Annotated in this window: 14 protein-coding genes and 1 pseudogene; 7 read left to right on the top strand and 8 right to left on the bottom strand. The window is 71.9% G+C overall.

The features are described from left to right. Nucleotides 1–54 precede the first annotated feature (54 nt). Both RM590_RS03895 and RM590_RS03900 read left to right on the top strand, forming a co-directional pair. Nucleotides 55–1,506: a histidine kinase gene (locus RM590_RS03895; protein ID WP_311702935.1), complete on the top strand. Its 1,452-nt coding sequence runs from the start codon at nucleotides 55–57 to the stop codon at nucleotides 1,504–1,506. A gap of 18 nt (nucleotides 1,507–1,524) precedes the next feature. Then, entirely contained in the window at nucleotides 1,525–2,190 is a 666-nt protein-coding gene (locus tag RM590_RS03900; protein ID WP_311703397.1) for a response regulator transcription factor, read from the top strand. Here the strand turns inward: RM590_RS03900 and RM590_RS03905 are convergent, their stop codons facing one another. Together RM590_RS03905 and RM590_RS03910 are read right to left on the bottom strand one after the other, a co-directional pair. Further along, nucleotides 2,191–3,009: an ABC transporter permease gene (locus tag RM590_RS03905; RefSeq protein WP_311702936.1), complete on the bottom strand. Its 819-nt coding sequence runs from the start codon at nucleotides 3,007–3,009 to the stop codon at nucleotides 2,191–2,193. It abuts the gene before it with no gap. Continuing rightward, nucleotides 3,006–3,996, bottom strand: a pseudogene (locus tag RM590_RS03910) (ATP-binding cassette domain-containing protein). Before RM590_RS03910 ends, RM590_RS03905 begins: the two are co-directional and overlap by 4 nt. Before the next feature lie 166 nt (nucleotides 3,997–4,162). Here RM590_RS03910 and RM590_RS03915 point away from each other — a divergent pair. Then, nucleotides 4,163–4,774, top strand: coding sequence for a PadR family transcriptional regulator (locus tag RM590_RS03915; protein ID WP_311702937.1), 612 nt, complete (start codon nucleotides 4,163–4,165; stop codon nucleotides 4,772–4,774). 81 nt (nucleotides 4,775–4,855) lie between these two features. Here RM590_RS03915 and RM590_RS03920 read toward each other — a convergent pair whose 3' ends face one another. Beyond that, on the bottom strand, nucleotides 4,856–5,695 hold the full coding sequence (locus tag RM590_RS03920) for a helix-turn-helix domain-containing protein (protein WP_311703398.1): 840 nt from the start codon (nucleotides 5,693–5,695) through the stop codon (nucleotides 4,856–4,858). Nucleotides 5,696–6,049: 354 nt separating this feature from the next. Between RM590_RS03920 and RM590_RS03925 the strand changes: the two genes are divergently transcribed. Continuing rightward, nucleotides 6,050–6,562 (top strand): ATP-binding protein, encoded by a 513-nt coding sequence (locus tag RM590_RS03925; RefSeq protein ID WP_311703399.1) that lies wholly within the window; start codon nucleotides 6,050–6,052, stop codon nucleotides 6,560–6,562. 153 nt (nucleotides 6,563–6,715) lie between these two features. Here RM590_RS03925 and RM590_RS03930 read toward each other — a convergent pair whose 3' ends face one another. The 4 genes from RM590_RS03930 to RM590_RS03945 form a co-directional block, all read right to left on the bottom strand. After that, nucleotides 6,716–6,952, bottom strand: coding sequence for a DUF397 domain-containing protein (locus RM590_RS03930; protein WP_311702938.1), 237 nt, complete (start codon nucleotides 6,950–6,952; stop codon nucleotides 6,716–6,718). Between the two features lie 232 nt (nucleotides 6,953–7,184). Continuing rightward, nucleotides 7,185–8,351 (bottom strand): CobW family GTP-binding protein, encoded by a 1,167-nt coding sequence (locus RM590_RS03935; RefSeq protein ID WP_311702939.1) that lies wholly within the window; start codon nucleotides 8,349–8,351, stop codon nucleotides 7,185–7,187. Beyond that, nucleotides 8,351–8,605: a type B 50S ribosomal protein L31 gene (locus RM590_RS03940; protein WP_311702940.1), complete on the bottom strand. Its 255-nt coding sequence runs from the start codon at nucleotides 8,603–8,605 to the stop codon at nucleotides 8,351–8,353. The genes RM590_RS03935 and RM590_RS03940 overlap by 1 nt, the downstream gene beginning before the upstream one ends. Before the next feature lie 186 nt (nucleotides 8,606–8,791). Next, entirely contained in the window at nucleotides 8,792–9,874 is a 1,083-nt protein-coding gene (locus RM590_RS03945) for a glycoside hydrolase family 43 protein (RefSeq protein ID WP_311702941.1), read from the bottom strand. Between the two features lie 208 nt (nucleotides 9,875–10,082). Here RM590_RS03945 and RM590_RS03950 point away from each other — a divergent pair, with 208 nt between their 5' ends. From RM590_RS03950 to RM590_RS03960, 3 genes are all read left to right on the top strand, one after another. Continuing rightward, entirely contained in the window at nucleotides 10,083–10,658 is a 576-nt protein-coding gene (locus RM590_RS03950) for a hypothetical protein (protein ID WP_311702942.1), read from the top strand. After that, nucleotides 10,655–11,551 (top strand): hypothetical protein, encoded by an 897-nt coding sequence (locus tag RM590_RS03955; RefSeq protein WP_311702943.1) that lies wholly within the window; start codon nucleotides 10,655–10,657, stop codon nucleotides 11,549–11,551. The genes RM590_RS03950 and RM590_RS03955 overlap by 4 nt, the downstream gene beginning before the upstream one ends. 114 nt (nucleotides 11,552–11,665) lie before the next feature. Further along, entirely contained in the window at nucleotides 11,666–12,559 is an 894-nt protein-coding gene (locus RM590_RS03960; protein WP_394813797.1) for a DUF3048 domain-containing protein, read from the top strand. On the opposite strand, the gene RM590_RS03965 is transcribed toward RM590_RS03960, so the two are convergent. After that, nucleotides 12,489–13,712 carry an MFS transporter gene (locus RM590_RS03965; protein WP_311702945.1) on the bottom strand — a complete coding sequence of 408 codons (1,224 nt, stop codon included), beginning with the start codon at nucleotides 13,710–13,712 and terminating at the stop codon, nucleotides 12,489–12,491. The genes RM590_RS03960 and RM590_RS03965 overlap by 71 nt on opposite strands. Nucleotides 13,713–13,727: the final 15 nt, after the last annotated feature.

Consider the following 13,727-nt stretch of genomic DNA (forward strand, 5'->3'; position numbering starts at 1 on the left):
TGTCCTTACTTTCGTCAGTTACCGGGGCCGGGAGGGCTTGCTAGCGTGACCGGAATGAAATACCGGTTCCCTCGCCCCTCGCTGAACGTCCCCGACGGCAGCCCGCTGCTGGCGCTCGCCGCGGGGATCAGCCTGCTGCCCCTGGTGGAGGGGGTCGGGTACGGCACGCCGGGGGTGCCCGCCATCGTGCTCAGCCTGTTCGCCGGGCGGCGGATGGCGCGGCTGCGGCACGCACAGGTCGTCTTCGCCGGGGCGGCCGTGGCGGGACTGCTGACGGCGGTGGCGCTGGGCGGTCTCGGCGGCTGGGTGACCCTGTGGATCAGCGTCCTGCTCGTGCAGTTCGGCACCGTTCTGCTGCCCTGGTGGGCCGGGAGCTGGTGGCGGCAGCGGGCGGAGCTGGTGCGCGCGGGCTGGGAGCGGGCCGATCAGCTCCAGCGGGAAAAGGTGCTCGCGGCGGAGCAGGCCCGGCTGCGCGAACGGGCGCGGATCGCCCAGGACATGCACGACTCGCTGGGCCATGAGCTCAGCCTGATGGCGCTGATGGCCGGGGGCCTGGAGCTCGATCCCGGGCTGGACGAGGCCCACCGGGAGACAGTCGCGCGGCTGCGGTCCGGGGCTGTCGCCGCGACCGACAGGCTGCACGAGATCATTGGGCTGCTCGGCGAGGCATCGCCGGGAGCGGGCGCGGTGGAGCCGGCGGGAGAGAGCATCGTCGCCCTGGTCCGGCGGGCCCAGTCCTCGGGCGTCCCGGTGGTGCTGGAGGAGAGCGGCGGCCCGCCGGAGGAGGCGGAGGACTGGTGGTCCCCGGCCACCCGGCACGCCGCCGCGCGGCGCGTGGTGCAGGAGTCGCTGACGAACGCCGTCAAGCACGCGCCCGGCGCGCGAATAACGGTCCGGGTGAGGCGGTCGGCCGAGGAGACGGTGGTGTCCGTGACCAATGGGCCGCCGCCGTCCCCGAGCGGCGGGGCCGCGCGGTCCGGCCGGAGCGGGACGGGGCTGATCAGCCTGGACGAGCGGGTCCGGCTGGCCGGCGGGACGCTGACCGCCGGGCCCGGCGAGGACGGCTTCGAGGTGGTCGCCCGGCTGCCCCGGGTGCCGCCGCCGGCCGCGCCGGACCAGGTGCCCGACGCACCCGGTGAGCTGCGGCAGGCCCAGGGGCGGGCGCGGCGTCATCTGCTGCGGGCGTCGGCGGTCCCGCTCGGTGTGGGAGGGGTGCTGGTGGTGGTCCTCATCGGCCTGTACGTGTACACGGTCCTGACCACCTCGCTGGAGCCCTCGGACTTCGAGCGGCTGCGGCCGGGGCAGCCGCGGGCCGAGTTCGCCGACGTGCTTCCCCAGTCGGTGGAGAATCCCTCGCCCCTGCTGGAGGAGCCACCGGTGCCGCCCGGGGCGGCCTGTGAGTACTACCGGGCGGACGACAACGTCCTCGATCTGTCGGAGAGCATGTACCGGCTGTGCTTCGAGGACGAGGTGCTGGTCGCCAAGGACACCCTCTCCCGGCGATAGGAGGAGCCGATGACTGATGTGTTGCGGGTGCTGATCGCCGATGACGAGGCGATGATCCGGGCCGGGGTGCGGGGCATCCTCGCCTCGGACCCGGCCATCGAGGTGGTGGCCGAGGCCGCCGACGGCCGTGAGGCCGTGGAGCTGGCCCGCGGGCACCGGCCGGATGTGGCGCTCCTCGACATCCGGATGCCGGGGACGGACGGGCTGGCGGCGCTGTCCGAGTTGCGGGCGCTGGTGCCGGGCACGGCCGTGATCATGCTGACCACGTTCGGCCAGGACGAGTACATCGCGCGGGCGCTGGACGAGGGGGCCGCCGGTTTCCTGCTGAAGGCGTCGGATCCACGGGAGTTGATCGCCGGGGTGCACGCGGTGGCGGGCGGGGCCGCGTGCCTGTCGCCGCGGGTGGCGCGCCGGGTCATCGCCGAGCTGCGGGACGGGGCCGGGGCGCGCGGACGCCGGGCCCGGGAGCTGGCGGCGGCGCTCAGCGACCGGGAGCGGGAGGTGCTGGGCATGCTGGGCGCGGGCCTGTCCAACGCGGAGATCGCCGGCCGCCTGCACCTGGTGGAGGGCACGATCAAGGCCTATGTCAGCGCGATCCTGAATCGGCTTTCCGTGCGGAACCGGGTGCAGGCGGCGATCATCGCCTACGAGGCGGGGCTGGTCGGCGGGGAGGAGCCGAGATGATCAGAGGCTCAGCCCTCGGGTGTAGCGGCCGACCGCCAGCGGGACGAAGACGGCGAGCAGCACCAGCGGCCAGGCCACCGCCAGGGCAATGGCGTGCTCGGCCGCCCAGGACCCGCTCTCCCAGCCCGCGGGGTTGGCGAACAGCTCACGGACCGCGCCCGCCGTGGCGGACATCGGGTTCCAGTCGGCGATCGCCCCCATCCAGTCCGGCATGGTCTCCGGCGAGGTGAAGGCGTTGGAGAGAAACGCCACCGGCCAGACCAGGGTCTGGACGGCCTGCACCATCTCGGGCTTTCCGGCGACCAGGCCGAGATAGATTCCGGCCCAGAGCATGGCGAAGCGCAGCAGGAGCAGCAGCCCCACGGCGGCCACCGCCTCGGTGAGCGTGCCGTGCCAGCGCCAGCCGATGGCCCAGCCTGCGCCGAGCATGACCAGCAGTCCGGCGATGGAGCTGAGCATGTCGAGCAGGCTTCGGCCGACCAGCACCGCGGAGGGAGCGATGGGCATCGAGCGGAAGCGGTCGAGCACGCCCCGGTTGATGTCCTGGGTGAGCGCGACCATCGTGCCCTCCAGGCCGAAGGCCATGGTGAGGGCGAGCATGCCGGGCACGAGGTACTCGGTGTAGTCGCCGCCGCCCTCGACGGACATGCCGCCGCCGATGAAGTAGGCGAACATCACCAGCATCATCACCGGGAAGGTCAGCCCGACGACGACCTGTCCGGGCTGGCGGGCCCAGTGGGCGAAACCGCGGCGGGTCATGGTGGCCGAGTCGGTCACCAGGCGCCGGGAGCGGGTCAGGGGAACGCTGTGGGTGGTCATGCCGCGGCCTCCCGCTGGTCGTTGGTCAGGTGGAGGAAGACCTCGTCGAGCGTGGGCCGGCGCAGGGCGATGTCCCGCGCGTCGATTCCGGCGGCGCCCAGGGCCCGCACCGTGTCGCTCAGGGCTGCCATCCGGTCGGTGACCGGCGCGCTCACCAGGCGGCGGTCGGGGTCGGTGCTGACCTCGCCCGCCCGGGCGGCCATGCCCACCAGGGAGGCGGCGGCGTCCAGTTGGGCGGCGTCCCGCACGACGACGTCGATCCGGTCGGCGCCGACGGCGGCCTTCAGCTCGTCCGCGGTGCCCTCCACGACGCGACGTCCCCCGTCGATGATGGAGATCCGGTCGGCGAGCTGATCGGCCTCCTCCAGGTACTGGGTGGTGAGCAGGACGGTGGTGCCGCCACCGGTGAGGGAGCGGACGGCGTTCCACACCTCCGTGCGGCCGCGGGGGTCGAGGCCAGTGGTCGGTTCGTCGAGGAACAGGATGTCGGGCCGCATGATGAGGCTGGCGGCCAGGTCGAGCCGGCGGCGCATGCCGCCGCTGTACTGGCGGACCGCCTTGCGGCCGGTGTCCGCGAGGCCGAAGCGCTCCAGGAGTTCGTCGGCGCGTGCGACCGCGGCGGCCCCGCCGAGGTGGTACAGGCGGCCGAAGAGCTCCAGGTTCTGCCGGCCGCTCAGCTCCTCGTCCAGCGCCGCGTGCTGGCCGAGGAGCCCGATCCGGTACCGCACCTGGTCCGGTTCGGCCGTCACGTCGAAGCCCGCCACCCGCGCTCGGCCGCCGGTGGGGCGCAGCAGGGTGGTGAGGATGCGGACGGCGGTGGTCTTGCCGGCGCCGTTGGGGTCCCAGGATCCCGTGGACCGTGCCGCGCCGGACGGTGAGGTCGAGCCCGTCGAGGGCCGTCTTGGTGTTCTTTCCGCTGCCGAAAGTCTTTCTCAGGTCCTCGACGAGGACGGCCGTCGAGTCGTCGCGTTCCTTGCCGGTGGGCACCGGTTCCCCTTCCACGCGTGAGTCCAGAGGCCAGGTAGTCAAATTTGATTAGCCGACCGGAACCGGGAGAGTAGCCCCCCCGGGCACACTAGTCAAACTTGATTAGCCGGGCGTCGGTGAGAGACTTCTCGGAGGCACAGCCTCGGCGGAGGAGGGCGAACGACGGATGTCGGTCATGCGACTGCTGGTCCTGGGAGCGGTGCGCCAGCACGGCCGGGCGCACGGCTACCAGGTGCGCAACGATCTGGAGTTCTGGGGCGCGCACCAGTGGTCCAGCGCCAAGCCCGGCTCGATCTATCACGCGCTGAAACAGGCGGCGAAGGAGGGCCTGTTGCTCGCGCACGAGATCGCCCCCAGCACGGCCGGGGGCCCGCCGCGCACGGAGTACGAGCTGACCGCGGCCGGCGAGGAGGCGTATCTGGAGTTGCTGCGCGAGTCCCTGCGCGCGCACGACCAGCGCATCGACGTGCTGACCAGCGGCGTCGGCTTCATCGTGGACCTGCCCCGGGAGGAAGCCGTCGCGCTGCTGAAGGAGCGCGTCGCCGCCCTGGATTCCTGGCGCGCGGAGGTCCTCAAGGACTGGACCCCGCAGGCCTCGCCCGCCGAGTGGGGCCACATCGGCGAGATCATGCGCCTGTGGGTCCACAACGCCGAGTGCAGCATCGAGTGGACCCGCGGCCTGATCCAGCGCTTGGAGGACGGCGCCTACGTCATGGCCGGCGAGGGGGAGCGCAGCGTCGAGGTCCTGCCGGAGGGCGTCGAGAACCCGTTCGCCTGACAGCACAAAGCGGACCCCGCTCGCCGCGCCCACCGGAGCGCCGTGAGAAGAAGGCCGATGAACGCCCATCCCCCGGGCGGATCAGACGAGTTGCAGGAGGCCGCTGATCAACTGCCGCGTTTCGGCCGGGTCCAGCGCCTCCGCCGCCAGCCTGTCCAGCACCACCTGGTAGGCCGCCACCTCCTCCCGCTTGTCCAGGTACAGCGCGCCGGTCAACTGCTCCAGATACACCAGGTCCGGCAGCTCCTGTTCCGCGAAGCGCAGCAGCGTGAACGCGCCGGACTCCGCGACATGGCCGCCCCGGACGAACGGCACCACCTGGAGCGTGATGTTGGGGTACTCGGAGAACTCCAGCAGCACCCGCAACTGGCCGGCCATCACCTCGCGCCCGCCATACGGCCGCCGCAGCGCCGCCTCGTCCAGCACGCAGTGCAGATGCGGCGCGCTCTCCGACACCAGCAGCTTCTGCCGGGCCAGCCGCAGCGCGATCCGCCGGTCCACCTCCGACCGCGACGGCGCGCCCTTGTGGCCGTTCACCACGACCGCGTGCGCGTACTCCTCCGTCTGCAACAGCCCGTGCACGAACTGGAGTTCATATGTGCCGATCCGCTCCGAGGCGGCCTCCAGTCCCACATACGTCTGGAACCAGCTCGGCAGCACATCGCTGTAGCTGTGCCACCAGCCCGCCTGACCCGAGGAGCGGGCGAGGCCGAGGAGCGGCTCGCGCTCGGCCTCGTCGGTGACCCCGTAGAGCGTGAGAAGGTCGGCCACGTCGCGTGGCTTGAAACTGACCCGCCCCAACTCCATTCTGCTGATCTTCGACTCGGACGCCCGGATCGAATAGCCCGCCTCCTCGCGGGTCACCCCGCAGGCCTCGCGCAACCGGCGGAGCTGCGAGCCCAGGAGGATCCGGCGGACCATCGACCCGCTGGCCTCCTGACCGCCGGTGACGTTGGTTCCCGTTCCCCCCGCCATCCGCTGAGTACTCATGCGCTCACTGCCCTCCACTTCTGCCCGTGCGAAGTCTGCCATCTCGGTGCTTCGTTCGGTGTGCGCTTGATTACAGTCGATCAAATTTTTTCGTGCACGTGCATCTGCCCTTGCATTTGCCGTAAGCCTTGGGAAGCATGAGTTCTACGCGCCGTGAAACCGGCGTGGCAGTACGGCCTCGCCGCGGCCACCGGACGACGACGGCGAGGAGAACGGGGGTTGTCCATGACGTTCAGCCTTCCGACGACAGCAGTGCCGCCGCCGCAACGCCAGGAGTGCCGCGCCATGGGGACCGAGGGAACGCCCATGCTCGACCTGTTAAGGCACCAGGTGCTGCCCGTCGACATGCGCACCCTCTCCGGCACCGCCACGCTCGCCCTCGCCTCGCGCCCCGAATCGGTGCGCCGGGCCCGGGACTTCACGCGCAGCACGCTGCACGGCTGGCGGCTGCCCGAGCAGTTCGACGCGGTCGCGCTGGTCGTCTCGGAGCTGGTCACCAACGCGCTGAGACACGGCGTTCGGAGCGTCAACGGGTCCTCCGGCGAGCACGCCGGGGACTATGAGCCGGCTCCGGCGCCGACCGCGGTCGAGCTGGAGCTGATGCGCTACTCGGGCCGACTGGTGTGCGCGGTACACGACCCCAGCGAACTGGCCCCGCGCGTGGGCGAGATGGACGGCGCGGCCGAGTCCGGCCGCGGGCTGCACCTCGTCGAGTGTTTCAGCGATGGCTGGGGCTGGCGCCCGTTGACGGGCGAGCGGCCCGGGAAGGTCGTCTGGGCGGTGTTCCGCACCGGCTAGCGACAGGAGTGGGACCGGTGACGCCCGAGGGCGCCCGGAATCCGCGCGAAAAGCGCGAAACGACAGGAAGTGGGACGGTACAGCCCGCCGGTCGGGCGGGCTTGCCGGTCACGGCAGCCCCACCGGTCAACGAGACCGGGCCGATCAGGCGCGCTAGCCGATCAGGTGGTCGAACTCGCCGTCCTTGACCCCGCGCAGCAGAGCCTCGACCTCCGCCTGCGTATAGACGAGCGCGGGCCCTTCCGGGAAGCGGGAGTTGCGTATCGCGACGTCCCCGCTGGGAAGCTTGGCGAACTCCGCACACGTTCCCTGTGAGTTGCTGTGGCTGCTCTTCAGCCACAGCACGCCCCGGAGCTCATGTGCGGCGATGCCGTTGTACGCGTCGGGCACTGGTCTCTCCCGGTCGTGCGAGTGGTGCAACAGGAGCCCCGGCATATGCCAAAGGACTCAACTGTCCACGAGCATAACCGCGTTCACTTGCATATGCACGGGATAATGCACGTGCACGACGGGGCGTCGTCACGCCGTCACACGTGGTCCAGGCCACTCGTGGGACGGACGGCACCCGCGACCGGTTCCCCCTCGACGCAGGAATGGCGCGATTTCGCGGTTGGCGAGCCGGTCAGGAGACGCGGTCGGCAGCCGGGTCGAGCAGGTCGTCGAACGCGGACGCCAGCCCCCGCCAAGCCGTCCGCCCGGCGGCGAACTCGGCGTCGGTCAGCAGACAGGACGCAAGCACCCCGCGCACCGCGTCGCGGTCCAGCCCGGGCCCGGTGAAGACCAGGTGCTGCATGCGGTCGCCGCACTCCGGATCCCACTCCAGCGCGGCGGCGGCCCGCCGCACCGGGGGCGCCATCTGCCACGCCGCGTCCGGCACCGCGGCCAGCCAGGGCCCGGCGTTGTCCACGCACAGCGCCCCGCCGGCGGCATCCCAGGACAGCAACGTGTCCGGCCGGTCCGCCAGCCAGAACCGGCCACGGCTGCGCGGTGCCGCGCAGGTGAGTTCCTCCAGCGCCGCGTACAGCCGCCCCGGGTGGAACGGCCGCCGGTGCCGCCACACGAGCGTGCCGACCCCGTACTCCTGCGCGTCCTGCGGCAGCAGTGCGGTGGCCGGATGTTGTCGCTCGGCCGCCGCCGCGACATCGAACCCGGCCGTGGCCGCCCCCGGGAACGCCGGATCCCCGACCGCGATCCGCAGCGCCGTCGGGTGGAGCTGCGCCAGCAGCGCGTGATCGCCGTCGTCGGCCGGGTCGGGCCCCTCGGCCAGCGCCAGCACCGGGGCGTATTCGAGCTGCCTCGCCCACGTGTCAGCCACGGTCCGCCGGTCGGTCACGGCGGCGGCGAGCCCGCCCTTGGCGAGATCGTCGCCGCACGCCAGATACGGCAGCACCAGCGCGGGATCGACGGCGGTCACCACCCCGGCCAGATCCAGCGTGTCGGCGCCGTGCTCGACGATCACCTCGGCCATGGACTTCGGCTCGACCGAGTCCCACAGCTCCACCACGGCGAGCGAGCACGCCCCGCTGTCGGCCAGGCGCAGCAGCTCCGGCACCAGGTCCTCGCGCAGCGCGCAGCACGCGCAGTCGTTGACCAGCGGCGCCACGCCGCGGTCGAGCACCCGCTCGGCGTCGCGCACGGTGCGCGCGACGGTGCCGCGCCGGGCGCCGGACAGGTCGTGGTGCAGGGCGACGCTGCCCGGCCGGGCCCGCAGCAGGCGCAGCACGGCGGCGCGGCGGGCGTCGGCGTGCAGCCCGCCGACGATGACGACAGGCAGCCCGGACGACTGCATCAGCGTTCCTCGCGCTTGCCGTAGCGGCGCTCGAACCGCTCCACGCGGCCCGCGGTGTCCAGCACCCGCGCCGTTCCGGTGTAGAACGCGTGGCTGGCCGAGGACACCTCCACATCGATCACCGGGTAGGTGTTGCCGTCCTCCCACTCGATGGTCCGGTCACTGGTCGCCGTGGAGCGGGTGAGGAAGGCGTACCCGGCGGCCCGGTCACGGAAGACGACCGGCCGGTACTCGGGATGGATTCCCTGCTTCATCGTTGCGCTCTCCTTCCCTGGGGTCCCGTACGGGTACCCCGTGGCCGCCCCGGCTTTCAGCCGACCCGTGCGCCACTATACAGAAACGGGAACCATTTTCAACAAGGCGCCGATCGGGTGCGCGAACGGCCGTCCCACCCCCGGAGCGAGTTGCCCCCGGGGACGGAACGGCCGCGCTTAGGGCTGTTACTCCCCCGCGGGTCCGGGCAGCTCGACGCCGGGGGCGACGGGCGTGCCGAAGTCGGGCGTGCCGTCCGCGTTCCACTCGATCCGCTGGGCGCGCGACGTGCGCGTGCCCGAACAGCCGTCCGTGGCCGAGGCGTTGGCGTGGTACACGATCCAGGTCTCGGTGCCGTCGGGCGAGGTGAAGAACCCGTTGTGGCCCGGCCCGTAGACCCCCGCCGCGTCGTTCCGCTCGAAGACGGGGTCCGGATACTTGGTCCAGGAGGCGGGGTTCATCGGGTCGGCACCCGTCAGCTCCATCAACCCCAGCTTGTAGTCCGGGGTGTCGCAGTGCGAGGCGGAGAAGACGAGGAACGTCCGGCCGTCGTGGCGCAGGATGACGGGCCCCTCGTTGACTCCGGCGCCCGACCGCTCCCAGGCGTGGGTGGGCGTGGCGATGCGCACGCCCCGGCCCGCAGAGGTCCAGGGGTTGGACATCGGCGCGATGTAGAGGTTCTGCGTGCCGCCCTCCCAGAACGAGTGCAGCAGGTGGAGCCGGCCGTCCGGCATCGTCAGATAACTGCTGTCGATCATCCAGCGGTTGTCGCCGTACGGGTCGACCTGGCCCCGGTAGGTGTAGGGCCCGAGCGGGTCGTCGCCCGCGCTCTCCAGTACGTGAACGTGCTGGTTGTCGATGTTGGCGGCGACGCCCGCGCTGTAGGTCAGGCACCAGCGCGGGCCGTTGGGCCCGTCGAGGCGGTGCAGTTCGGGCGCCCAGAAGTTGCAGCAGCGGCTGGGCTCGGTCTCCTCGTAGATCGTCACCGGATCGGCGGTGCGCAGCCCGGCGAGCGTGTCGGCGCTGCGCATCTCCCAGTGCGAGGCCCAGGTGGTGCCGAGGTGGTAGTAACGCCCCTCGTGCTGGACGATCCAGGGGTCGGCGGCGTTCTCCGTGACGATCGGGTTGGTGAACGCGGCGGCGGGCGCGGGCTCCTCGCCGGCGGCGGCTGGTCCACCGGTCTGGAGGAGGGCGACCGCGCAGCCGGCCATCGCCAGCAGGAAGGCGAGGAGGCGGCGTTTGCGGAGTCGGGCGTGTATGTGGGGGGACATTGCGGCTCCTTGCGTCCGATATCTCGAACTCTCTTCGTGGTTACGGACGTTGAGGAAGCTAGGAGTACCCCTGGTGGGAGGCAAGGTCGCCGGCAGAGGCCGGCGGGGTATGACCGAATCACGACACCGCTACGGTCACGGCGGACGCCCTCCGTCCGGACGGCCGCTCACGCTAGGGTGACGCGCGAACACAGGAGGCTGAACGGCAATGCGACGCACCGGGACCACGCTGGCCACCTTCCTCGCCACGGTGGCACTGACCACGGCGGCGATCAGCGGCTGCTCCTCCTCCGACGGGAGGGACGAGCCGGAGGAGCCGATCGAGGGCGTGCAGACGGAGTCGGCGGAGCCGGCCGAGGACGACGCGGCGGCGGCGGAGACCGAACTGGCCGATCTGTACGACCGGTACTGGGCCGCGGTCGTCCAGTTGGAGAACGGCGCGGAGCTGGACCCAGCCCTCTTTGACGGCATCACCACGCAGCGGGTGACGGAGTCGGAGCTGGTCCGGGTGCGCGCCTTCCGGGACAACGGCATCCAGCGCGCGGGCGAGCCGGTCATCGAGAACGTCACCATCGAGGTGGACGGCGAGAGCGCACGCATCGAGTCCTGCAAGAACGAGGCCGACTGGGATGTCGTCACGAGCGAGGGCGAGGCCATCCCCGGCGTGGTGCCCGAGGAACTGCTCGTGCCGCACCCGCACATCGTCACCGCGGAACGCTCGGCCGACGGCTGGCTCATCAGCGAAACGCTCGCCATGGAAGAGGCGAGAATCTCGTGTTCATGACCATCGAGGGCGGCAGCCGCCGCTGGGCCAGACTCACGACCGTGGGCCTGCTGACGCTCGCCGCCCTCTGCGCCACGAGTCTCCAGCACGCCATGGCGGACCGATCCGACCCGAACTGCTACGACAAAACTCCGGGAGGCCGCATCATCTACATCTGCGGGGACAACCAGCCGGGCGAGGACGGCCAGGACGGCGACGACGGCGAAGGGAGCGGTGGCACGGGCGGACAGCCGCAGTGCGACTTGAGCCTCGTGAAGCAGTACAGCGAGACGTGGTGCGAGGGCGAGAACGCCTGCTGGGCCAACATCCCGTCCGCCGTGTACCCCACCCCCGACACCTGGCCCGAGGAGCCCCCGACCGAGGACTCGGTCTACATCTTCAAGGAGTGCCTCGGGCCGGACGGCACCATCGTCTACAGCGACTGGAGCTGGCACGTCCCCGATCAGCCGTCCGTGGAGGAGCTGGCCCGCCAGGCCTTCGGTGAACTCGCGGCCCCCGACTTCTCCCTCGCCTTCAGTCCGCCCGAGCAGTCCATCATCTTCGTCGACACCTGGTGGTGGGCCGACGGTCCCGGGGAGGGAGAGATCATCGGGAGTTCCGCTCTCGGTGTCGTCGCCGTGGGCACGCCCAGTCACATGGACGTCGATCCCGGTGACGGCAGCGGGACGATGACCTGCCCGTTCGTCACCACCGAGAGCGACGACTGCTCACACACGTACAACCGCGCATCGAACGATCCCGGTTACACCGCGCAGGCGCGCCTCGTCTACGACGTGCACTTCGAGCAGAACGGCAACCCGCTGGATCTGCCCGGGCTGCCGGACACCCTGGAGGGGCCCTGGGTGGAGGCCGTCGTGCCGGTCGTGGAGTCGCAGGCCGTCGTCGTTCACTGACCCCCCGCCGTCGGGCGCACACCCCGACAATCCATGGTGAACTGGACATAAGGGGTGATATCGGTGGGCAGAAAAACGCACGCCCTGGCCGTGGCCGTCGCGCTCGGAGCGCTGATGGCCGGCTGCCAGGCCAACGAGGACGACCGCGACGACAACGACGCGGAGGACGAGCGGGTGTCGCCGTTCACCGGCCGACAGGTCACGGAGGACGGGCCCGTTCTCGCCGTCAAGATCGACAACGCGCCGCAGGCCCGGCCGCATACCGGGCTCGACGCGGCCGACATCGTCTATGTCGAGCCGGTGGAGGCCGGCCTGAGCCGGCTGGTGGCCGTGTACTCGACTCAACTCCCCGAGCTGGTCGGGCCGGTGCGCAGCGCGCGGGAGTCGGATCTGGAGCTGCTGCGGCAGTTCGACGAGCCCGCGCTGGCGTACTCGGGCGTGCAGAGCCGGCTCCAGCCGCTCATCGACGACGCCGAGCTCTTCCCGGAGCCGCCGGAGGCGGCGCCCGACGCCTACCGGCGGGACGAGAGCCGGGCCGCCCCGCACAACCTGTACGTCCGCCCCGAGACGCTGCTCGACGCGGCACCGGAGGCGAGCCGGGCCGACGACATCGGTTTCACCTTCGGCCCGGCGCCGGAGAGCGGCGGCGAGCCGACGGCCGACTACAACGTGACCTACCCGAGCGCCGCGTTCTCCTTCTCCTGGTCGCCGGACCAGGAGCGCTGGGCCGTCGCCATGGACGGCGCGCCCACCGACCTGGGCGCGCCCACCGTCGTGGTGCAGAAGGTCACCGTGCGCCAGTCCGAATACCACGATTCCCGGGGGAACTTCACGCCCTACACCGAGACCGTCGGCTCCGGCGAGGCGGTGGTGCTGCGCGACGGGCAGGCGTTCCCCGCCGAGTGGGAACGGGACCACGAGCGCGAGGGCACGGAGTTCACGACGCCGGACGGGGAGCCGATGAACTTCGCGCCGGGTCCGGTGTGGGTGGTGTTCGAGCCAGCCTGACCAGGCCGGGCGTCAGCGCCAGCGACACCAGCAGCGAGGCCGCCGCCATGACGCCCATCGCCGGGCCCGGCGCCACCCAGTGCGCGACGCCGCCGGCCAGCGTGGCGCCCACCGCCTGGAACGTCATGGTGCCGGCGGACTGGAGGCCCAGCGCCTGGCCGCGCATGTCCTCGGGGGTCCGCGCCACGAGCTGTTCCTGGAGCAGCAGCGAGGCGCTGTAGCCGGTGCAGGCCACCAGGGCGAGGACGGCGGCCAGCGGCAGCGGCGGCCCGCCCGGCAGGGCGAACAGCAGGAACGGCGCGGCCAGCAGCAGCCGCATGGGCGTGATCAGCCGGGGCCGGAGGCGCGGCGGAACGAGCCGCGCCATCGTCACATCCCCCAGCAGCATCCCGAGGGCGGCGGCCAGGAACAGCGCCCCGGCCGCGTCCGGCGCGTAGGGCACGAACAGCGCCTCGCAGCCCACGACGAGGCCGTTCGGCACCCACAGCGCGAGATAGAGCCGGCGGCGCTCGCGCGTTCCCCACAGCTCGCGGTTGACGCGCCAGGTGTCGCGGGCCGAGACGCCCCCGGTGCCGGCCGGGGGCCGGTCGGTCAGGCCGAGGCGGGTCACGGCGGCGGCGGCGAGAAAGAGGCCGGCCGCGACGAGCAGCGCGCCGCGCGGGGAGAGGAACGCGATCAGCACGCCGCCCGCCGCGAACCCGCCGATCTGGGTGAGGCCGCCGGCCATGCCGAAGAGGGACCGGCCCAGCACATAGCCGCCCTCCGGCAGAAGGCGCAGCAGCAGTCCCCAACGGGCGCCGCCCGCCACGGAGTTCACCAGCCCGGTGGCGAGGATGATCAGCAGCGTGACGGCCACCGGCAGCCCGGGCACCGCCAGCAGCGCGACGCCCAGCGCCAAGAGCGACGGGCCGGCCGTCAGCAGCGCGCGCGGCCGGCGCCGGTCGGCCACCGCCATCAGCAGCGTGGCGCCAAGGACTTGGGAGAAGGAGGCGCCGAACATGCTGAGCGCGGACAGCAGCGGCGAGCCGGTGGCCTCGAAGACGAGGGTGCCCAGGGCCAGCCCCTCGATGGTGCCCGCGGTGATTCCCAGGCCGGACGCCGTGAAGAGCGGGGTGAACTCGGGCACGGCGAACAGTTCGCGGTAGGTGCGCATGCCGGGCAGTCTCCG

This window comes from Streptomyces litchfieldiae (assembly GCF_031845365.1).
Taxonomy (GTDB): domain Bacteria; phylum Actinomycetota; class Actinomycetes; order Streptomycetales; family Streptomycetaceae; genus Streptomyces; species Streptomyces litchfieldiae.

Coding starts and splice junctions, on each gene's coding strand:
- RM590_RS03895 (WP_311702935.1), top strand. CDS start 55: ATGAAATACCGGTTCCCTCGCCCCTCGCTGAACGTCCCCGACGGCAGC.
- RM590_RS03950 (WP_311702942.1), top strand. CDS start 10,083: ATGCGACGCACCGGGACCACGCTGGCCACCTTCCTCGCCACGGTGGCA.
- RM590_RS03940 (WP_311702940.1), bottom strand. CDS start 8,605: ATGAAGCAGGGAATCCATCCCGAGTACCGGCCGGTCGTCTTCCGTGAC.
- RM590_RS03920 (WP_311703398.1), bottom strand. CDS start 5,695: ATGGTCCGCCGGATCCTCCTGGGCTCGCAGCTCCGCCGGTTGCGCGAG.
- RM590_RS03905 (WP_311702936.1), bottom strand. CDS start 3,009: ATGACCACCCACAGCGTTCCCCTGACCCGCTCCCGGCGCCTGGTGACC.
- RM590_RS03965 (WP_311702945.1), bottom strand. CDS start 13,712: ATGCGCACCTACCGCGAACTGTTCGCCGTGCCCGAGTTCACCCCGCTC.
- RM590_RS03960 (WP_394813797.1), top strand. CDS start 11,666: ATGGCCGGCTGCCAGGCCAACGAGGACGACCGCGACGACAACGACGCG.
- RM590_RS03925 (WP_311703399.1), top strand. CDS start 6,050: ATGGGGACCGAGGGAACGCCCATGCTCGACCTGTTAAGGCACCAGGTG.
- RM590_RS03945 (WP_311702941.1), bottom strand. CDS start 9,874: ATGTCCCCCCACATACACGCCCGACTCCGCAAACGCCGCCTCCTCGCC.
- RM590_RS03955 (WP_311702943.1), top strand. CDS start 10,655: ATGACCATCGAGGGCGGCAGCCGCCGCTGGGCCAGACTCACGACCGTG.
- RM590_RS03915 (WP_311702937.1), top strand. CDS start 4,163: ATGTCGGTCATGCGACTGCTGGTCCTGGGAGCGGTGCGCCAGCACGGC.
- RM590_RS03935 (WP_311702939.1), bottom strand. CDS start 8,351: ATGCAGTCGTCCGGGCTGCCTGTCGTCATCGTCGGCGGGCTGCACGCC.